Consider the following 17,666-nt stretch of genomic DNA (forward strand, 5'->3'; position numbering starts at 1 on the left):
TCTACCTAATGGACGTTCGGCTTATAATCTCTGCCAGCAGAAACCTCGTTCTCACCTTCCTCCTCAAGGAAAAGGAAATATCGGAGATAAAGGTTGAGAAGAGAGGCAAAAAGAGGCTCTCAGGCAGCATATTCAAGGGCAGGGTAAAACGCTTCGCGAAGAGCCTTGACGGAGCGTTCGTTGATATAGGTATAGGCAAGGAGGCTTACCTTCCACTGAAAGCCTACGAGAACACCGCCCTGGAAGAGGATGAGAGCTGTCCCCTTCCGGAGGAAGGCTCCGAGATACTCGTCCAGATGAAGAGGGAACCCATAGAGGACAAAGGGGCTAAGGTCACCTGCCGCATAAGCATACCCGGGAAGTTCCTCGTCTACCTACCAACATCCAAAAAGGTGTTCGTCTCCTCCAAGATAGAGGACGAAAACAGGAGGGCTTTCTTCAAGGAGCTCTTTGAGAGGGCTCTGGATGAGGAAGGCGTCATAGTGAGAACATCAGCCGAGTTTGCGACAGAAGAGGAGTTGCTCGCAGAGCTCCAGAAGCTCAGAAATACTTGGAAGGAGATTAAGGAGAGGTCAGCCTCCATAAAGCAGGGCTTGGTCTACGAGGAGGTGCCGGCTTACGTCCAGCTCGTCAGGGATTACTGGAACGATGTATCGGAGATAATAGTTGACGACAGGGAGCTCTGGTCTGAACTGCTGGCTGAGCTTGAAAGCTACTTCCCAGAGCTCGTCGGCAAGGTCAGGTACGTAAAGAACATAAGCGTGTTCTTCAAGAAGTACGGACTTGACAAGGCTCTCACGAGGCTCTTCGCCCGTTACGTATGGCTCAGGAACGGAGGCTACATAATCATAGAGGAAACGGAAGCCATGACCGTGATAGACGTGAACAGTGGATCGGGATGCGGGGACACCCTGGAGGATAACGCCCTCCAGACGAACCTTGAAGCTGCGGAAGAGATAGTCAGGCAGATAAAGCTGAGGGACATAGGCGGTATAGTGATAATTGACTTTATAGACATGAAGAACAAGAAGAACAGGGAAAAGCTCGTAAAGAGGGTAAAGGAGCTCTTTGCGGACGAAGGTTCAAAGGTTCACGTTTACGGGATAACCCACCTCGGTTTGCTGGAACTGACCCGCAAGAAGGAGACCCCCAGCGTGACCAGGCTCCTGTCCATAAACTGCCCTTACTGCAAAGGCAAGGGCTACATAAAGAGCCCTGAGGTTGTCCTCTACGAGATAGAAAAGGAGATAAACTACTTCAAGGGCAGATACCTTGAGGTGAGGGTTAACCCGGCTCTCAAGGAGAGGGTTGAGAACCTTATTGAGAAGAGCAACATGAGACAGTGGGTATCCGTCAAGGAAGAGTGCGACGTTCCCTTAGATTACTACGAGATGTTTCTGACAGGATGAAGATGATGGGAAAATTGAGCTTCTTACTCGTTCTATTCCTGCTCCTTTCAGGATGTGCAAAGATCACCGAGGAAGAGAGGGCTAAGAAGGCGCAGGAGTACTATAGAGAAGCGCTAAGCGCTTACAAGGAAAAGGACTACGGAGACGCAGCCTGGAACTTCAACGAAGCCCTCAAGTACATGGACTACCTAACACCCAAACAGATTGAGAACGCAAAGTTCCTCCTGGCTAAGAGCTACTATTACGACGGAGACTATGTAAACGCGGTGGTAGCCTTGGAGGACTACATCTTTTACTACCCCAAGCTCAGGAGGACTGAGGAAGCTTTCTACTTACTCATAGACAGCTACATAAACGTTTCTCCAGACCCATACAGAGACCAGGAGTACACCTGGAAAGCTATAGAGAAAGCTAAAGAGTTCCTGAGCAGGTTTCCCAACAGCACCTTCGCCCCGAAGGTTCAGAAGCTCATAGATAAGGCTTACAGGAAGATCGCCCAGCACGAGCTGTACATAGCAAAGTTCTACGAGGACTATGGCTACACCTACTCAGCAGCCCTGCGCTACAGGGAGGTTCTCATAAACTTTCCGGGACACGTCTCCGAATCTGAGGTCGCCTACAGGTACATAAGGTGTCTTCTCCTAACCGACAGACAGATAGAGATAGAGAGGGACAAGATATCTAACCTGATAGACGCCACGAAGGACAAGCTTGAGGACGCTGAGAACGAGGAGGAGAGGAAGGCGATAAAAAGAAGGCTTGAGTTCTTGAAGAGTGAGCTCAAGCGCTGGGAGAAGATAGGAGAAGAGGCTAAGAGGGAGGCGGTTGAAGCTCTTGCCAAGTACAGGGAGGTTTACGGTGAGAACGCCTACTACAGGGAACTGAGGAAGCTCGTGGAAGGAAAGGAATGGAAAAGCTGAAGCTGATAAAGAAGTTGCTGGAGGACAAGAAGGCGGAAGACGTGGTCGTCCTGGACGTGTCCAACCTGACAAACATAGCGGACTTCTTCGTAATAGCCACGGCAAACTCAACGATTCACGCAAAAGCCCTCGCCGACTATCTCGTGGACGAGATGGAGAAAGCCGGCTACACCGTTGACCACGTTGAGGGCACCGAGTTTGGAAACTGGATACTCGTTGACCTCCTTGACGTGATAGTGCACATATTCACGCCCGAGTGGAGGGAGCACTACGGTATAGAATGGATATGGGCTGAGGCGAGGAGAGTAGAGGCATGATCCTTTTCAAGGTTGTGGTCTTCGTATTTATCCTTATATTCGCCCTCGTATTCGCTTACTTCAACCTCCAGAGCGTAAAGATATCTTTCTTTAACTTCTCCTATGAGCTCCCCTTGTTCCTGACCATATTTGCGAGCTTCGTGTTGGGGTTTCTCATAGCTTACATAACCACGGGAATAAAGAGCCTTGAGTGGAGGAGGTACAGCGAGAGAATAAAGAGGGCACTTGAAAGCCTATGGACGGGCTATCCCGACAGAGCCCGTGGTGAGTTTTCAAAGCTCCTTGACAACGAAGAAACCGTCCCCCTTTATACGCGCAGTATGGAGGAGCTTGGGCGGGAGGCTTCCCTTTACCTCCAGAAGTATTCCAGAGGCATTGTTGAGACCCTCATAGCGGAGTCCCTTTTCAAGGAAGAGAAGGAGAGGGCTCAGGACTTGCTTGAGAAAGCCCTCGGCAAGAATTGGAAGAACCTCAGAGCTCGCAGGCTGCTCAGGAGTATATACTTCCTGAGGGGGGAAGGAGAGAAAGCCATAGACCTTCAGAGGAAAGTGCTTCAGGACAGTGAGAAGGCTCTCAAGACGGAAGAAAAGAGGGTTCTCGCATCCCTACTCGCGGAGGTCAGAGGTGCGGAAGCTCTGGATGAACTGGAAAATCTCCCCTACACGCCGGCTTCCCTGTCAGTCCTGTGTTCTCACGCTGAAGGAAAGGACAGAAGGAAGTTTGCCGCCAAGATGTTTGCGGAGGGCGTCCAGAACGAGACACTCCTCGCAGTGGTGGAGAAGAACTCCCTGACCCCAGAGATAATGGAAGAGGTTGAAGAGCACACGGAGGAGGTTCACCCCGTCGTTCTGGCACTGCTGTACCTCAGCGTGGGCATGTACGAGAAGTTGGAGTCGCTAAAGGATTCCCTCCCTGCTCCGATAAGGACGTTAATTGACAGAGGATACTTAGAGGATAGGGAATGTTACAGGGACATGTTCTCCCTTATAAGACTTCTGGAGTGTGGGAAGTGTGGAAAGGAGTACGCCCGGTACACCCCCGTGTGTGTAAACTGCTTGAGCTGGAATAGATTAAAAATCATAGGAGGGAGTTGATATGCTGATTGACTCTTCAAAAGGTATAGTGAGGTTCAAGGTCGTTTACCACGGTATAGCTATGTCGGGGAAGACCACTAACATAGAACAGCTCGCCAAGCAGAGCGGGCTGGACGTCCTCAGCTTTGATACCAAGGAGGAGAGAACCCTCGTCTTTGACTTCATAACCAAGAAACTCAAGGTGGACGGCTTTACGCTGACCTTCTCCATATACACGATACCCGGTCAGGACATATACAAGGACATAAGGAAGATGGTGATGAGAGGTGTGGACGCGGTCGTGTTCGTAGTGGACTCCTCCGAGAGGAGGCTTTCCGAGAACAAGGAGTTCGTCAGAACCCTCGGTGAAGACCTGAGGCAGTATGGAAAGGATATAGAGGGAACACCCATAGTCGTGCAGTACAACAAGAGAGACCTGCCGGACGCCCTCCCCATTGATGTCCTCAAAGGGGAGGTAAGCATTCCCGGCAAGAGGTCAACGGAGGCTGTTGCCGTCAGGGGAGAGGGGGTAACCGAGACCTTTGACCTTATAGTTGAAGAATTAATGGAGAAGTTCCGTAAGATGGTAGGATAAACTAAGGTTATGTTTTATGGTTACATCGGCGATTCTCGCGGACTCAGCGATGTAATCACCGGGCTTCTTCAGGGAAGGTCTGGAACCTTAGAGCTATTCGTCAACAGGTACTTCCTCTCTATGAAGGTCAACGACGGGCTGATAACCGAGTTCAAGTGTGATGTGGGCTCCTTCAATAAGAAGAAGGTCAATTACTACAACCTCCTCGTTTACTGCCTTGCGGAGATGCTTGCCAACCCGGAGGGTTTCTTCGCCTTCTACGAAGAGTCAAAGATGAAGGCTAACCCCCTTGAGAACCCAATAGGCAGCGACGAGCTTATGATACAGGCTACCATAGTGAGGCGCGAGCTTGATGAGATAGTGGACAGGATAATATCCCCCTACGCCATATTCAAGGCGACCGGCAAGGAGAGGGAGCTCTCCTTCTTTGAGGGCAAGAACGTGGTGGAGTCCGTTGCCCTTTCGGAAGACTCCATAGTGTCCATAGTCAGGAAGGTGAAGGACTACCTGATTGAGGGCAAGCTGGACATATACGAGTTTAGGGAGAGCGAGAGCGCTGAGGAGCACGATGTAGACTACATGATGGAGAGCGTCCCTCTGAAGAGGGTGAACGTGGTCGCCATACTTGAGAGCCTCAAGACGGGAAACTTTTCAGGTATAGCGAGGATATCCTCCCCGACTTACACCATAAACCTCTTTTATGAGAACGGCGAGATGTTCGCCGTCTATCCCGTGGACTACGACATATTTGAGTTCTTCCTCTCTCCCGACAAGAACGCGGAGCTCAGCCTCGTGAACCTTGACAGCAACATAGTCAAGTACATAGCCCTGCGTTTTCTCTCCAAGCCGGAGATAAACACCGTCAGCAGTTACTTTATGGAGATAAGCAAGCTCTTCCTTGGGCTGAGCAAACACAGAAAGGACGCCCTGCTCCTCATATCGGAGAAGAGGGGAGACAGGTTCGTGGTGTTCCGTGAGGGCAAACTCCTCATATCCCTTATAGAGACGGAGGGCAAGTTCAAGCCCCTCTCAAGCCTGAAGTTTGAAGAGCCCTACTTCGTGAGTCTTTTCTTTTACAAGAAGGTATCCAACATAGCCCCGATAGTCTATCTCTTCATGATCAACGAGGTGGTGAGCGTATTCATGAAGCACGCCCCCACCAAGATGAGCTCCCTTGTTCTGAGGGAGGCTGTAAGGTATCCCTTCCTCGTGTTCTCCGAGGGCAAGTTCCACCTCACGACAAACCCGGGAGAGGAGGAGGAGAGGCAACTCCTGAACCTGCTGACCTTCCTGCTTGACCTTGGTGCCCAGGAGTTCGGAGAGAAGAAGCAGGAGGAAGAGCTTGAGTTCCAGCTCAGACCCTTCAAGGACATATTCAAGGTTCTTGACGTTGAGAAGTACCTGAAGGTAAAACAGCACGGAAGAAAGGGCTGATGTTCCGGGAAGGGGACTGGGTAGTCATAAGGCACTCCGATAAAAGGTATCTCAAGAAGCTTGATCCGAGGCAGACCTTGAACGTCAGGAAAGACCTCCTCAGGTTCTCAGATCTCATAGGAAAGCCCGAAGGCGTAAGGATCGGAAGGTTTGAGGTTTTCAGACCGACCCTTGAAGAGCTCATAGTCTTGGGTTTTGAGAGGAAAACCCAGATAATATACCCCAAGGACGCCTTCTTCATAGCCTTCAAGCTGGGGCTGTCCAGAGATAAGAGGGTTCTTGAGTTCGGCACGGGGAGTGGTGCCCTCTGTGCAGTCCTCTCCAGTCTTGCAGGGGAGGTTTACACCTACGAGGCGGTGGAACGCTTTTATAAGGTGGCAAAGGCTAACCTTGAGCGGTTCTCCCTTGGGGAAAACGTTCTTCTCCACAACGAGGACTTCTCCGAAGCGAAGGTTGAATCCGAGTTCTTTGATGCCGCCTTCGTGGACGTCCGCGAGCCGGTTCCATACCTTGAGAAACTCCACCGCTGTCTGAAGGTGAGCGCACCGGCAGGTTTTCTACTGCCTACGGCGAATCAGGTGGTTGAGCTCCTGAAGGGTCTTGAGGGTATGTTCGGCGGAGTGGAGGTACTGGAGATACTCACGAGGTACTACAAGACAGTCCCCGAGCGCTTCAGACCGGAGGACACCATGGTGGGACACACCGCCTACCTCGTCTTCTGCCGAAAGCTCATATCTTAGACAGGACGAACTCCCCTATGGGGTTTCTGAACTCCTCGTCTCCCACATGGTAGGCAGTCCACAGGTGAAGGCACCTCACCTTAAAGGGTTTCCTCCTGAAGTTCCTTATCCCACCTATCCCGATTTCAGGATTAAGGAGAACCTTCTTGCAGGCTAAATCCCACCTGCCGGAGCCTTCGTAGACCTCCGGAAAGAGCTTTTTTAACAGCTCTTCTCTCTTCCTGACCTCTCTCTCGTGGAGCTTAACGAGGAAATCAAAGAGACCCTCATCCTCGGTTATCTCCTGGGAGAGCATCCTTATGAAACCTTCGGACTCCAGCCTTGACACGGCAGACCTGAACTCTCTGTCAAGTATCCAGAAACGTGTAGGCTCTGGTCGGTAAATTCCGTTCTCGTGAACTACTATGGGATTTTCAACAACTTTGAGCATATTATTTAATATGCCCTACCGGGACATAGAAGCCCATGAGCTCTTTCAGCTTGAGGATATGGTGCTCGTTGATATAAGGAGCCCGCAGGAGTATAAAGAGTTCCACATACCGGGTGCGGTGAACGTCCCACTCTTTGAAAACGAGGAGAAGAAGTTGATAGGGTACATATACAGGAACGAGGGCGTGGATAGAGCCAGAGAGCTGGGAGAGGAGCTTGCAAAGGGTAAGCTGGAGGAGTTCTACCGGAGGTTTAAAGAGCTAAGGGACAAACACAAAAATGTCGTGGTTTACTGCTGGCGTGGAGGCATGAGAAGTCAGGGTATGTGTAAAGCTATGTCGGATATGGGGCTTGAGCTTTTACGTTTAAAAGGAGGGTACAGGGCATACAGGCAGTTCATTCTCAGGGACATGGAGAGAGTCCTTGAAGGCATAGACTTTATAGTCCTCACCGGAAAGACGGGCGTGGGCAAGACGAAGGTTTTGAAGCTACTTAAAGAGGAAGGTATGCCGGTCATAGACCTGGAAGACCTTGCAAAGGACAGAGGCTCCGTGTTCGGCAGCGTGGGTATAGGCGAGGAGGTCTCCCAGAAACAGTTTGACGCCTTGCTTTACGAGGAATTAAGGAGGGTGGGCAGTGGCTTAGTCTTCATAGAGGACGAGAGCAGGAGGATAGGCAACGTATACATACCAGAATCCTTCTGGAAGAAGAAGGAGAGAGGGACGTACGTTGAGATAAAGGCGAGTATGGAAACGCGGGTGAAGAATATAATCTCCGACTATATGAAGAGAGAGGGCTGGGAAGAAGAAGCCCGTGAAGCTGTTAAGAGGATAAAGAAATATCTCGGACCCCAGAGGTTCAACTACCTTATGGAGTGCTTTGAGAGGGCGGACTACGAGGAGGTAATAAGGTTCCTTATAGAGGAATATTACGACAAGAAGTACAGGCAGTTCGGTGAGCCTGTGATTGAGGTGAACTGTGACGACGCACGGGAGTGCGTGAAAAGGTTAAAGGAGTTCTACGATTCTTTGAGTCATGAGGGTAAGGTTCAGGATATCGCTCTACAGGGGAGATAAGAGGCTGAAGAGGTCTGATTTTGGGGATACGAAAGACCCCCTCTGGGTCGGGATGAGGTACATAGTGGAGTTCAAGTACTTGGAAGCCAACAAGTGGTTGCTGATCGCCCCGGACTCCTACGAAAAGTATATCCTCCTCACCCTCACCAACCTTGCCATAGGACAGGAGGAGCAGGCACGGGAGTTCCTCCACTCCCTTGAAGGTGCGGACAGGAAAACGGACGTTCGCGTGGTGATTGAGCTCCCTGAGGAGGGGGTTAGCCTAAGTGTAAACGCACCGGGAGACCTTATCGGACTCTTTGAGAAAGTATCCTGAGTTTTTATGTTCTTCTGCCCCAACAGTTTGGAGCCTGAAACCAAAAGACGTTTACGGGATTACGTAAGTTTTTGATGTTGCTGAGAGAATAACCTCGTATGACGAAAATCATATTGAAAATTTCGGGCTGTGTGCTTAACTTATTGGCAGTTAATAGCGGGACGCAGGTGCCCGCCGGCTCCTTGACAACCGAATAGGGTTTAAAAAGGGCTCAAAGCTTAGAGCGACAAAGCCCAGAAGGAACTCTTTGATAATTCTGAATTTTTGTGACACCATGTTTAATTGCGAACAATTCTCACTCTGGGTGCTTTGTCTCTCAATAAGTTGAAATTTACCCCAGGCTTGAAATGCCCTTAAGAAACGAAGGGATTGCGACGAGGTTTACAAGAACAAGGTAGATACCTACCTTGCCCCTTGAAATGCCCTTAAGAAGTTGAGGGATTGCGACTAGATGTTAAGCTCAGAGTGATAACCGCCCATAGCCTTGAAATGCCCTTAAGAAACGAAGGGATTGCGACACACAAGGGGGAAGAAAACCTCCCCCCACAACTTTTCCTTTTACTTGAAATGCCCTTAAGAAACGAGGGTTCAACAGCGTCATATAAAAGGGTTTTTAGCTGTCGGTTTTGATCAATCGTAGGTGTGCTTTGGGAGGAGCGGGGAAGCCCCTCCGGAAGGGTCAAAGGGTAGGAACGGCGGGGATTCCTATTTCAGTTTACCCTCAGTGGCAGCGCCTTCTTATTGCACACGTATCTTAAGTTGCTGTCCCAGATGCAGGCTCTAAACACGAGGTATCCGTTGCCGGTGAAGGGTATGGATTTGGAGATGGTATTGCAGATGAACGTGGGAACGCCGTTGAACTTGGCTGTGTAGGTGCACCTCACCTGTCCGGTCGTCCCGCAGGTGTAGACGCTCCCGTTTCCGCAGTTGGCGGTGTAGAGCCTGTAGTTGTAAGCAGGGGAGGGAACGTCCTGGGTAGAGCTTATGTAGACCTCCGCCGTGTAGAGCCCGTTTACTGAGGAAAAGCTCACCTCCCAGCTGATCTGTATACTCTCTCTTTCAGAGATGCTGGTTCTGTCCGCGCTGACCGACTTGACCGCCACGAAAGAGCTTCCCTAGTTACCCCCTCCGCTACCGCCGGGTAGAGAGTCCGAACTACCACCTCCTCCACCGCAGGCTAACAGCGAAAGTGCCGTAAAACTCAGAGCGATAGTTTTCCTCATCCCATCACCTCCTGTTTTTTATAGAGAACGGGAAAAAGGGGTGATTTCTGACACCCTGAGAAAAATTTGTTCTTTTCTGTGTATATCGCTTATTATCCCTATTATGGTCTGGGCTCTTGTCCTCACCTTAGCCTGCACCTTGAGCTTTGGTGCCGAGTTCCTCGTCAGGACGGAAGACCCGAGCAAAGTTCCTGGAAAAGTTATAAAAAGGATTGACGATAAGACATACATCGTTCGTATTGATGAAGGTGTTTCCGTGGGTTTATTGAGCCACGCCGAAGGCGTCCTTATAGAGAAAAATTACAGACTCAGAGCCCTTCAGACTCCGAACGACCCGTGTCTTAGCTACAGGTGGGACTTGGACTTCATAGGGGCTTATTCGGCATGGGACTTGAGCACAGGCTCGGGGAGTGTGTATGTGGCGGTTCTGGACACGGGGGTTGACTACAACCACCCAGACCTCAAGGACAACCTCTGGAAGAACCCGGGGGAGATTTGCACCGATGGTGTGGACAACGATGGGAACGGTTACGTGGACGACTGCTACGGGGTGAACATACTCTGTTACCCGGAGGGTAAATACGACCCGAAAGCTCAGGGGTGCAACAAGCCCGATGCGATGGACGACAACGGGCACGGGACTTCCGTTGCGAGCATAGTGGGCGCGGTGGGTAACAACGGCACTCTGATAACTGGAGTGAATTGGCAGGTAAAGATAGTTCCCTGTAAGTTCCTTGACTCCTCCGGTGGCGGAACCATAGCGGGCGAGATAGAGTGCCTGAACTACATACTTGACCTCAAGCGTAACAAAGGTCTGAACATCATTGCCGTGAACGCAAGCTACGGGGAGGTCTACCCGGACAGCCAGGTTCAGAGGGACAAGATAGAGGAGCTTGCGAACGAGGGTATTCTGTACGTAACCGCCGCTGGGAACAGCAACCTGAACAACGACGAAGTTTCCATGAACCCCTGCAACTACGACCTCGGGAATATGCTCTGCGTGGGCTCGGTTGGCTCTAAAGGAGAGAGGTCGTCCTTCTCCAATTACGGCTTCAATAAGGTCAAGTTATCCGCCCCGGGGGAGAGTATATGGACTCTTAAAAATGGAAGCGCGGGAACGAGCTGCACAGACCTTTCGTTGACCTATGGAACTTCTATGTCCACGCCCTTCGTTTCCGGTGCGGTAGCCTTGCTGAAGAGCTACCAGCCATCTCTCAACTACACCCAGATCAGGGAGAGGATAATCACCACGGGCAGGAACTATATGAGCCTTGCGGGTAAGACCTACTCCTGCAACGTTCTCAGTTTAGACTCTCTCCTTCTGAACTCCTCCTCACCGAAGGTGTGTCCCTCGTCTCTCTCAATAAGCTGGGGCAGTGTAGAGGGTTGTGAGAGCTCAAGTCGTGAGTTCACCCTCAGGAACACGGGGAACGGTGTCGTCCAGGTAACGAGCGTGCGCGTTGAGGGGAGCGGGTTTTACCTCTCAAAGGACGATTGTTCCGGCAGGAGTCTTAACACCTTTGAGGAGTGCAGGGTTTATCTCTCCTTCTCTCCGGCCGGTGCCGGCGATTACAGTGGGAGGCTTCTCGTCAGCTTTTCCGACAGCGGACTTAACTTCAGCGTGAGCCTATCGGCGAAGAGTGAATCGAGCTGCGGTTCCGGGGGATGCAGTACCGGAGGTGTGGCACATAGCCTACTCCCGTTGCTGGGACTCCTCGTCATTCTGAGCAGGTTGAAGCGAAGGTGGTAAGTTCCGATATTATTACCTATGCTGCGGCGCGTCTCCATAGAAAATTTCATTCTTATCAAAGACTTAGAGATTGAGTTTTCCGAAGGGCTGAACATAATATCGGGCGAAACGGGTACCGGCAAGTCCATGACCATATCAGCCCTTGAGTTCGTCATGGGCAGGCAGGGAGACTACCCTGAGGGGACTGCGGTGGAGGTTGAAGTTGGTATTGACGGCGAAGCCGTGATCTTGAGGAGGGAAATAAGGAGCGGAAGGAGCAGGTACTTCCTTGACGGCAGGGGGACTTCGGCTAAGAACGTCAGAGAGATGCTTGACGGAGCGGTCTCCATACAGGGTCAGAACGAGTTCGTGAGGCTGCTGAAGCCGGAGTTCCAGATACAGGTGCTTGACAGCTTCGGGGGACTCGGCGGCTTGGTAGAGAAGGTGGAAAGCCTTTACGAGGAGTACTCCTCTAAGAAGAGACTCCTTGATGAGCTCGTTAGCAGGAGGGAGGAGCTACTCCAGAAGAGGGACTTCTTGGAGTTCAGGCTTAAAGAGATAGAGGAGGTAGGCTTAACCCCGGCAGAGGTTAAGGAGCTCAGGGACAAGGCGGGAGCCTTAAAGAGCCTTGAGAAGATAAAGAAGCTCGTTGGGGAGGCTCTACAGTACCTATACGACTCCGAAGGCTCAGCTTACTCGGACGTTGGCTACGCCCTGAGACTCCTCTGGAAGGTCAGGGAGCTTGACCCGAGCGTGGAAAACGTGCTTGAGGAGCTAACCCTCCTTAAGGACAGACTCCTTGAAATAACGGACAGCCTCAGGGATAGAGACCTTGAGCTCTCCCCCGAGGAGATAGACTGCATAAACGAGCTGCTCTTCAGGGTTCAGAGGCTTGAGAAGAAGTACGGCAAGAGCTACGAAGATATACTCAGGGACGCCGAGGAGATAAAGAGAGAGCTCGCCAGCTCTTACGGATACGAAGACAGGATAGAGGAACTGCGGGATGAGGTTGGCAGACTTGAAGAAGAGCTCCTCAGCTTGAGCCGGGAGCTCAGCAGGAAGAGGAAGGAGAAAGCCCCGGAGCTTGAGAGGAGGATTGAGGAGGTGCTCAAGGAGCTCAACCTTGAGAAGGCTAAGCTGAAAGTCCTCCTTGAGAGGGGAGAGCTCAGCAGACAGGGGATTGACAGAGTCAGTTTCCTCTTTTCCTCCTACGGCGGCGAGCCCAAACCTGTGGAGCAGGTCGCCTCCGGTGGAGAACTCACACGCCTCTTCTTGTCCGTAGCCCTGATACAGCCCCCTGTGGCGACCTATGTCTTTGACGAGGTTGATGTGGGGGTGAGCGGAGATACCTCAGTCAAGCTGGCAAGACTCCTGAAGAAGCTCTCAAGGGACATGCAGGTCATAGCCATAACCCACTCTGCCCCCGTGTGTGCCGCCGGTGATACCAACTTCCTGACGGAGAAGAGATACCTCGGCGACATACCCTACATACAGGTTAAGAAGCTCTCTAAAGAGGAGAAGCTGAAGGAGGTCGCGAGGCTCATGGGAACGCCGACCGAGAACACCATAAGGGGAGCCAGAGAACTCGTGGAGCTCGTTAGCCGGTGAGAAGGGAGTTTTCCGCAGGGGGAGTCCTCTTTAAGGACGGAGAAGTCCTTCTCATAAAGAACCCTTCGGGTGTGTGGACTTTTCCGAAGGGAAACATAGAGAAGGGAGAAAAGCCTGAGGATACGGCGGTCAGGGAAGTCCTTGAGGAGACCAGCGTGAAGGGCGAGGTCGTTGACTACGTGGGGGAGATAAGATACTGGTACCAGCTGAAGGGAGAAAAGATATTCAAGAAGGTCAAGTACTACCTGATGAGATACCTCGGGGGTGAGCCTAAACCTTCCTGGGAGGTTGAGGACGCGAGGTTCTTTCCAGTAGAGGAGGCAAAAAAGCTTCTCAAGTACAAGGGTGACAGGGAGATATTCAGGAAAGCCCTTGAGAAGTTAAGTCCATAACTTACCGAACTCCTCAAGGGGAAGGTTGGGCTCTGCGTTTATGTCCTGGGGTGCCACAACTCCCCTCCTGAAGCGTTCCATCCCGGCGTAAGCTATCATCAGAGCGTTGTCCGTTGATAGCCTGAGCGGTGGTATGTGGAGCTCAAAGCCCTCCTCCTCGGAGACACGTTGAAACTCCTCCCTGAGCCTGCTGTTTGCTGACACCCCTCCCACCACCACGAGCCTCCTGACCCCGGTCTCTCTCAGAGCGCGGACGCTCTTGCTGACGAGTATATCCACCACAGCCTCCTGAAAGGAGGCGGACACATCTTCCTCTTTGACCTCTTTCTCTCTCCTGAGAAGATTCATAACGGCGGTCTTCAGCCCGCTGAAGGACATATTCAGGTCTTCTTTGTCAAGCATCGGTCTGGGTAGTTTGTATAACGGCTTACCTTCCCCGGCGAGCCTGTCTATTATGGGTCCACCGGGATAGCCGAGCCCCAGCATCTTAGCAACCTTGTCGTAGCTTTCTCCAACGGCGTCGTCCAGCGTTCCTCCTAAAAACCTGTATCTACCGAAGTCCTCTACGAGGTACAGGTCTGTGTGCCCTCCCGACACTATCAGCGCCACGAAGGGGTACTCAACCTTACCCTCAAGGAAGACGGAGTATATGTGTCCTTCAAGGTGATGCACGGGAACGAGGGGCTTGTTAAAAGTGTAAGCTATCGCCTTGGCGAAGGATACGCCCACCACGAGGGAGAGGATAAGTCCCGGTGTGAGTGTGAAGGATACGAAGTCTACCTCTTTTATGTCAAAGGAAGTCTTTTTAAGGAGCAGGTCAAAGAGGGGGAGGAGGTTTCTCGTATGCTCCCTTGCGGACAGCTCGGGAACCACACCACCGAAGGGAGAATGCACCTTAGCCTGGGATAGGAGGACATCACCTATAACTCCTTCTTCGGAGTCGTAAAGGGCTAAGGCTGTCTCGTCGCACGAGGTCTCAACGGCGAGGGTTATCATGCAGCCTCTTTGTGCTCTATCTTAGCCTTGAGAACCTCTATAGCCTTCTTGAGCTGGACGTCTATGTCCGGCAGGAGGATAACCTTTTTCCCGTTGCCCTCTATCCTCATCTTCCTTATGGTCTGGGTGAGCTTCTCCCACGCCTTCTCGTCCATGCTTACCTTTATGTCGGGCTTTATCCCCTTCTTGTGTATGAGCCTGCCCTTGGGTGTGTAGTAGTAGGCTACCGTGAGCTTTAAAGCGGAGCCGTCCTCAAGGGGTATTATGTTCTGCACGGAAGCTTTACCGAAGCTCTTCTCACCCACTATGGTAGCCCTGTGGTGATCCTGAAGGGCGCCCGTCACTATCTCCGAGGCGCTCGCTGAGCCCTTATTTATGAGAACTACCACGGGGACGTAAGTGGGCAGAACCGGCTTCTCCTTAGCGTAGTACTTCTCTTCGTCCCTCCTGCCCTTCGTGTAAACTATGAGCTTTCCTTCCGGCAGGAATATGTCGGATACCTTTACCGCTTCAGAGAGCAGACCCCCCGGATTGTTCCTGAGGTCTATTATGAAGCCCTGGACGTGCTGGGATAGCAGGTCTTTAACGGCTTTCTTCAGGTCTCTTGAGGTGTAGTGCTGGAACTGGGTGAGCTTTATGTAACCTATATCCCCGTATTTTGTGTACTTGACGCTCTCTATCTTTATCACAGCCCTCGTTATCTCAACGGTAAAGGGCTTGTCCGCTCCCTTCCTCATTATGGTAAGCTTGACCTTCGTTCCCGGCTTGCCCCTTATCTGCTTAACTATGTCAAGGAGGGTCTTCCCGAAGGTGTCCTCTCCGTCAACGGCTATTATTATGTCCCCGGCTCTGAGACCAGCCTTGTAAGCCGGCGTTCCCTCTATGGGCGCCACGACGATAGGTCTTCCCTTCTCCATGCTTATCTCTATACCTATGCCACCGAACTCACCTTCCGTCTCCTCCATGAACTCCTTGTACTTCTCCGGGGGGAAGAAGGCTGAGAATGGATCAAGGGCGGACACCATCCCGTTCAGGGCTCCGTATATCATCTCCTTTATGCTGGGCTCCTCTACGTAGTTTTCCTTAACTATCTTCAGCACGTCGGTGAACAGTTTGAGGTAGGAGTACTCGTCCTCGGAGGAAACCGTTTTGGACACCCCTACGAAGAAGCCCGCAAGGAAGAAAGTCCCGGCTATAACAGGCAGAAAGAACCTTCTCATTTAACCTCTCCTTGCAACAGCTCTATGCGTTTCACCTCGGTTATGTAGAAGCTGACGTTGCCCACTTCAGTCTGGGCGGTGCACCTCGTTGAGGAGGGAAGCTCAAAACTTTCCTTTTTACCATCTTTCAGCTGAACTGACACCCTTGCGTTGCCGTCCTCAACTCCCAGAACCTCTATTGACCTTATAGATGTAAGAGATAGGGTGTAGTCAAGGCTCCCCTTTCTGAACTTAAGGGTAGCGCCATCGTTGCATCTAAACGCTGTGAGCTGGTGAATCACACCTTTTTTGTCAACGACCTTAGCCTTCAGGCTCCTCAATTCGGGTGGTATCTCTGCGGGTTCCGACATGCCGTAGATGAGTAGGGCTAAAAAAAGCAGTATTAACGGCTGGAGAACCTTCATTCTTACACTTATTTTATACCAAAAGCTTCTCTAACTCTCTCCGGTTTATTATCTCTATGTAGCCTCTCTCCGTATTTATTATCCCCTGCTTCTTCCACCTGCTCATAACCCTTATGGCGGTCTCAACGGTAGTTCCCGTCATCTCGGCTATGTCCTGTCTGGTAAGGGGGAGTCTTATTACTATCCTGCCGTTCTTTTTGACACCTATCCTGTCCGCAAGTTCAAGGAGAACCTTTGCTATCCTCTCCTCAACCCTACCCGACGCTATGCTTTTGAGTATCTCGTAGGTCTGGAGCAGGTTTGCCGTAGCATCACAGGTCATCTTTATCGCCACCGCCGGATACTTTATGGCGAGGTTTATGAAGTCCTTGTTGGATATGTAAAGAACCTTTGATTTGAGAACCGCCATGGCGGTGTAGGTGCTCTTAGGGGTGTTCTTACCCCACTCTATCCATCCGAAGACGTCTCCGGGGAACACGAGCCTCACTATTATCGTCTTTCCGTCCTGGGTCTCCTTTATAAGCTTCACGAGCCCGTCTACAAGTATGAAGATCCCCGGTTCGGCATCCTCCTCAAAGAAGAGGTAGTCACTTTTATCGTACTCCTTGAAGGTCATGTATCTTACGGCTTCTTTGAGTTCGTCAGGGTTCAGGTCTTCAAAGAGGTGAACCTTCTTTATAAACTCAATCTTTATATCTTCTGGAGTTCGCCTCTTAGCAGTAGCTTTTTTTCCCATCCTTTTCCTCCTATTAAAACTGTTGGTTTGAACACCACGTAATCGGTGTGAAAGCCCACCTTGTTCAAACCTCCAAAGGTGTGATTGTCCCCTATGGCTATGTGGACAGTACCGAGGATCTTTTCAGCCTCAAGAAGGTTATCAGGCCTTGAAGCCTTAGGGTTCGTTCCCACACCGAATTCAGCTATGAACCTCGCCTCGGGCATCTTCTTGAAGACGTCCTCTATAAAGTACCTGTAGTCCTCAAAGCCCTCTATGCTCTCAACGCCGCCGTCTATGAACTTCATGGTTATGGGTCTCTCCAGCTCTCTATCGGGCGCGTAGAGTATGACGAGCCTGCCGTAAGCCTCCGTCTCCACCGGTGCCGTGAACGCTTCCCCCGCCGGCAGGTTACCGAACTCTCCCGGGTTGTGGAAGAGCCCCGTATCGGGTATCCCCTTCCTGTCCTTTATGGAGAACTCTATATCCGTCCCGTACTCGGACTTCACGTGAGCCCACTCCGCTTCGCTCAGCATCTCGGCTATATCGGTGCTGAGTTTGGCGACGTAGTGCCAGTCCACGTTCATAGAGGTCAGGAACATCGTTGGGTCAAAGAGGGGCATGGAGGCGTACCTGACGCCGAAGTGTTCCGTTAAAACCTTCCTGTAAAAGGTGTGGGTCGTTGAGTAGTAAGGGAAGGCGACCACCACCGACGGGACATCACGGGCTTTCTCCTTGAGTACGCCTAGAACCTCGCCCTCTGGATAGTTTTCCTTGTGGAGAACCTTTTCCAGAAGACCTCTGTCCTTAAGCTCGTCAACAGCTTCGTCACCGAAGGTCTGTCTCCATAAACCCTCCGGAGGTTCAGCTCCATGGGTCTTGGTGGCTCCGTAGAGGAACGACCTGACCTCCTGTGTGAACTCCCTTCCAACCTTAAGAAAGTCTCCGAGTAGCTCCTCAAGGTAGTCCTTTTCGTCGTCGGTAAAGACGAGCAGTCTATCCTCTACGCCCAGATTGAGGTTCGTTCTGTAAAGATTTCTTATCTGGTCGCTATACATGGCTCTCCTCAT

At 51.4% G+C, this 17,666-nt stretch carries 19 protein-coding genes; 12 read left to right on the forward strand and 7 right to left on the reverse strand.

What is annotated here, in order from left to right:
- Positions 1-8: 8 nt before the first annotated feature.
- From HG1285_RS13195 to HG1285_RS13165, 7 genes are read left to right on the forward strand one after another with little or no spacing between them, the layout of a single operon-like run.
- Positions 9-1,409 (forward strand): Rne/Rng family ribonuclease, encoded by a 1,401-nt coding sequence (locus tag HG1285_RS13195; protein WP_008286616.1) that lies wholly within the window; start codon positions 9-11, stop codon positions 1,407-1,409.
- A gap of 2 nt (positions 1,410-1,411) precedes the next feature.
- Positions 1,412-2,329 (forward strand): outer membrane protein assembly factor BamD, encoded by a 918-nt coding sequence (gene bamD, locus HG1285_RS13190; RefSeq protein ID WP_232219452.1) that lies wholly within the window; start codon positions 1,412-1,414, stop codon positions 2,327-2,329.
- Positions 2,317-2,646, forward strand: a complete 330-nt coding sequence (rsfS, locus tag HG1285_RS13185) for a ribosome silencing factor (protein WP_008286618.1) — start codon at positions 2,317-2,319, stop codon at positions 2,644-2,646. Before bamD ends, rsfS begins: the two co-directional genes overlap by 13 nt.
- The gene (locus HG1285_RS13180) at positions 2,643-3,740 is read left to right on the forward strand and encodes a lipopolysaccharide assembly protein LapA domain-containing protein (RefSeq protein ID WP_008286619.1); all 1,098 of its coding nucleotides are present in this window, start codon (positions 2,643-2,645) and stop codon (positions 3,738-3,740) included. The genes rsfS and HG1285_RS13180 overlap by 4 nt, the downstream gene beginning before the upstream one ends.
- A gap of 1 nt (position 3,741) precedes the next feature.
- Positions 3,742-4,314 (forward strand): GTP-binding protein, encoded by a 573-nt coding sequence (locus tag HG1285_RS13175; protein ID WP_008286620.1) that lies wholly within the window; start codon positions 3,742-3,744, stop codon positions 4,312-4,314.
- A gap of 9 nt (positions 4,315-4,323) precedes the next feature.
- Entirely contained in the window at positions 4,324-5,748 is a 1,425-nt protein-coding gene (locus HG1285_RS13170; protein ID WP_008286621.1) for a hypothetical protein, read from the forward strand.
- Positions 5,748-6,488 carry a methyltransferase domain-containing protein gene (locus HG1285_RS13165; protein ID WP_008286622.1) on the forward strand — a complete coding sequence of 247 codons (741 nt, stop codon included), beginning with the start codon at positions 5,748-5,750 and terminating at the stop codon, positions 6,486-6,488. The genes HG1285_RS13170 and HG1285_RS13165 overlap by 1 nt, the downstream gene beginning before the upstream one ends.
- Here HG1285_RS13165 and HG1285_RS13160 read toward each other — a convergent pair.
- On the reverse strand, positions 6,478-6,918 hold the full coding sequence (locus HG1285_RS13160) for a DUF501 domain-containing protein (protein WP_008286623.1): 441 nt from the start codon (positions 6,916-6,918) through the stop codon (positions 6,478-6,480). The genes HG1285_RS13165 and HG1285_RS13160 overlap by 11 nt on opposite strands.
- Here HG1285_RS13160 and mnmH point away from each other — a divergent pair.
- Both mnmH and HG1285_RS13150 read left to right on the forward strand, forming a co-directional pair.
- The gene (mnmH, locus tag HG1285_RS13155) at positions 6,911-7,993 is read left to right on the forward strand and encodes a tRNA 2-selenouridine(34) synthase MnmH (RefSeq protein ID WP_232219453.1); all 1,083 of its coding nucleotides are present in this window, start codon (positions 6,911-6,913) and stop codon (positions 7,991-7,993) included. The two genes, HG1285_RS13160 and mnmH, sit on opposite strands and share 8 nt — an antisense overlap.
- Positions 7,953-8,309: a hypothetical protein gene (locus tag HG1285_RS13150; protein ID WP_008286625.1), complete on the forward strand. Its 357-nt coding sequence runs from the start codon at positions 7,953-7,955 to the stop codon at positions 8,307-8,309. The genes mnmH and HG1285_RS13150 overlap by 41 nt, the downstream gene beginning before the upstream one ends.
- A gap of 710 nt (positions 8,310-9,019) precedes the next feature.
- On the opposite strand, the gene HG1285_RS13145 is transcribed toward HG1285_RS13150, so the two are convergent.
- The gene (locus HG1285_RS13145; RefSeq protein WP_157560479.1) at positions 9,020-9,340 is read right to left on the reverse strand and encodes a hypothetical protein; all 321 of its coding nucleotides are present in this window, start codon (positions 9,338-9,340) and stop codon (positions 9,020-9,022) included.
- Positions 9,341-9,635: 295 nt separating this feature from the next.
- Between HG1285_RS13145 and HG1285_RS18690 the strand changes: the two genes are divergently transcribed.
- Genes HG1285_RS18690 through HG1285_RS13135 form a run of 3 tightly spaced genes read left to right on the forward strand, consistent with a single transcriptional unit; the run spans position 9,636 to position 13,261 of the window.
- Positions 9,636-11,282, forward strand: coding sequence for a S8 family serine peptidase (locus tag HG1285_RS18690; protein ID WP_008286627.1), 1,647 nt, complete (start codon positions 9,636-9,638; stop codon positions 11,280-11,282).
- A gap of 18 nt (positions 11,283-11,300) precedes the next feature.
- Positions 11,301-12,869, forward strand: coding sequence for a DNA repair protein RecN (recN, locus tag HG1285_RS13140; protein ID WP_008286628.1), 1,569 nt, complete (start codon positions 11,301-11,303; stop codon positions 12,867-12,869).
- On the forward strand, positions 12,866-13,261 hold the full coding sequence (locus HG1285_RS13135) for an NUDIX hydrolase (RefSeq protein WP_008286629.1): 396 nt from the start codon (positions 12,866-12,868) through the stop codon (positions 13,259-13,261). Before recN ends, HG1285_RS13135 begins: the two co-directional genes overlap by 4 nt.
- Here HG1285_RS13135 and tsaD read toward each other — a convergent pair.
- Genes tsaD through HG1285_RS13110 form a run of 5 tightly spaced genes read right to left on the reverse strand, consistent with a single transcriptional unit; the run spans position 13,250 to position 17,654 of the window.
- Positions 13,250-14,257, reverse strand: coding sequence for a tRNA (adenosine(37)-N6)-threonylcarbamoyltransferase complex transferase subunit TsaD (gene tsaD / locus HG1285_RS13130; protein ID WP_008286630.1), 1,008 nt, complete (start codon positions 14,255-14,257; stop codon positions 13,250-13,252). The genes HG1285_RS13135 and tsaD overlap by 12 nt on opposite strands.
- Positions 14,254-15,477, reverse strand: a complete 1,224-nt coding sequence (locus HG1285_RS13125) for a S41 family peptidase (RefSeq protein ID WP_008286631.1) — start codon at positions 15,475-15,477, stop codon at positions 14,254-14,256. Before HG1285_RS13125 ends, tsaD begins: the two co-directional genes overlap by 4 nt.
- A complete protein-coding gene (locus HG1285_RS13120; RefSeq protein WP_008286632.1) occupies positions 15,474-15,881 on the reverse strand; it encodes a hypothetical protein in 408 nt (135 codons plus the stop codon). Before HG1285_RS13120 ends, HG1285_RS13125 begins: the two co-directional genes overlap by 4 nt.
- A 13-nt stretch (positions 15,882-15,894) precedes the next feature.
- Positions 15,895-16,617 (reverse strand): Crp/Fnr family transcriptional regulator, encoded by a 723-nt coding sequence (locus HG1285_RS13115; protein ID WP_008286633.1) that lies wholly within the window; start codon positions 16,615-16,617, stop codon positions 15,895-15,897.
- The gene (locus tag HG1285_RS13110) at positions 16,572-17,654 is read right to left on the reverse strand and encodes an aminopeptidase (protein WP_008286634.1); all 1,083 of its coding nucleotides are present in this window, start codon (positions 17,652-17,654) and stop codon (positions 16,572-16,574) included. Before HG1285_RS13110 ends, HG1285_RS13115 begins: the two co-directional genes overlap by 46 nt.
- Positions 17,655-17,666 lie beyond the last annotated feature (12 nt).

Source organism: Hydrogenivirga sp. 128-5-R1-1, from assembly GCF_000171895.1.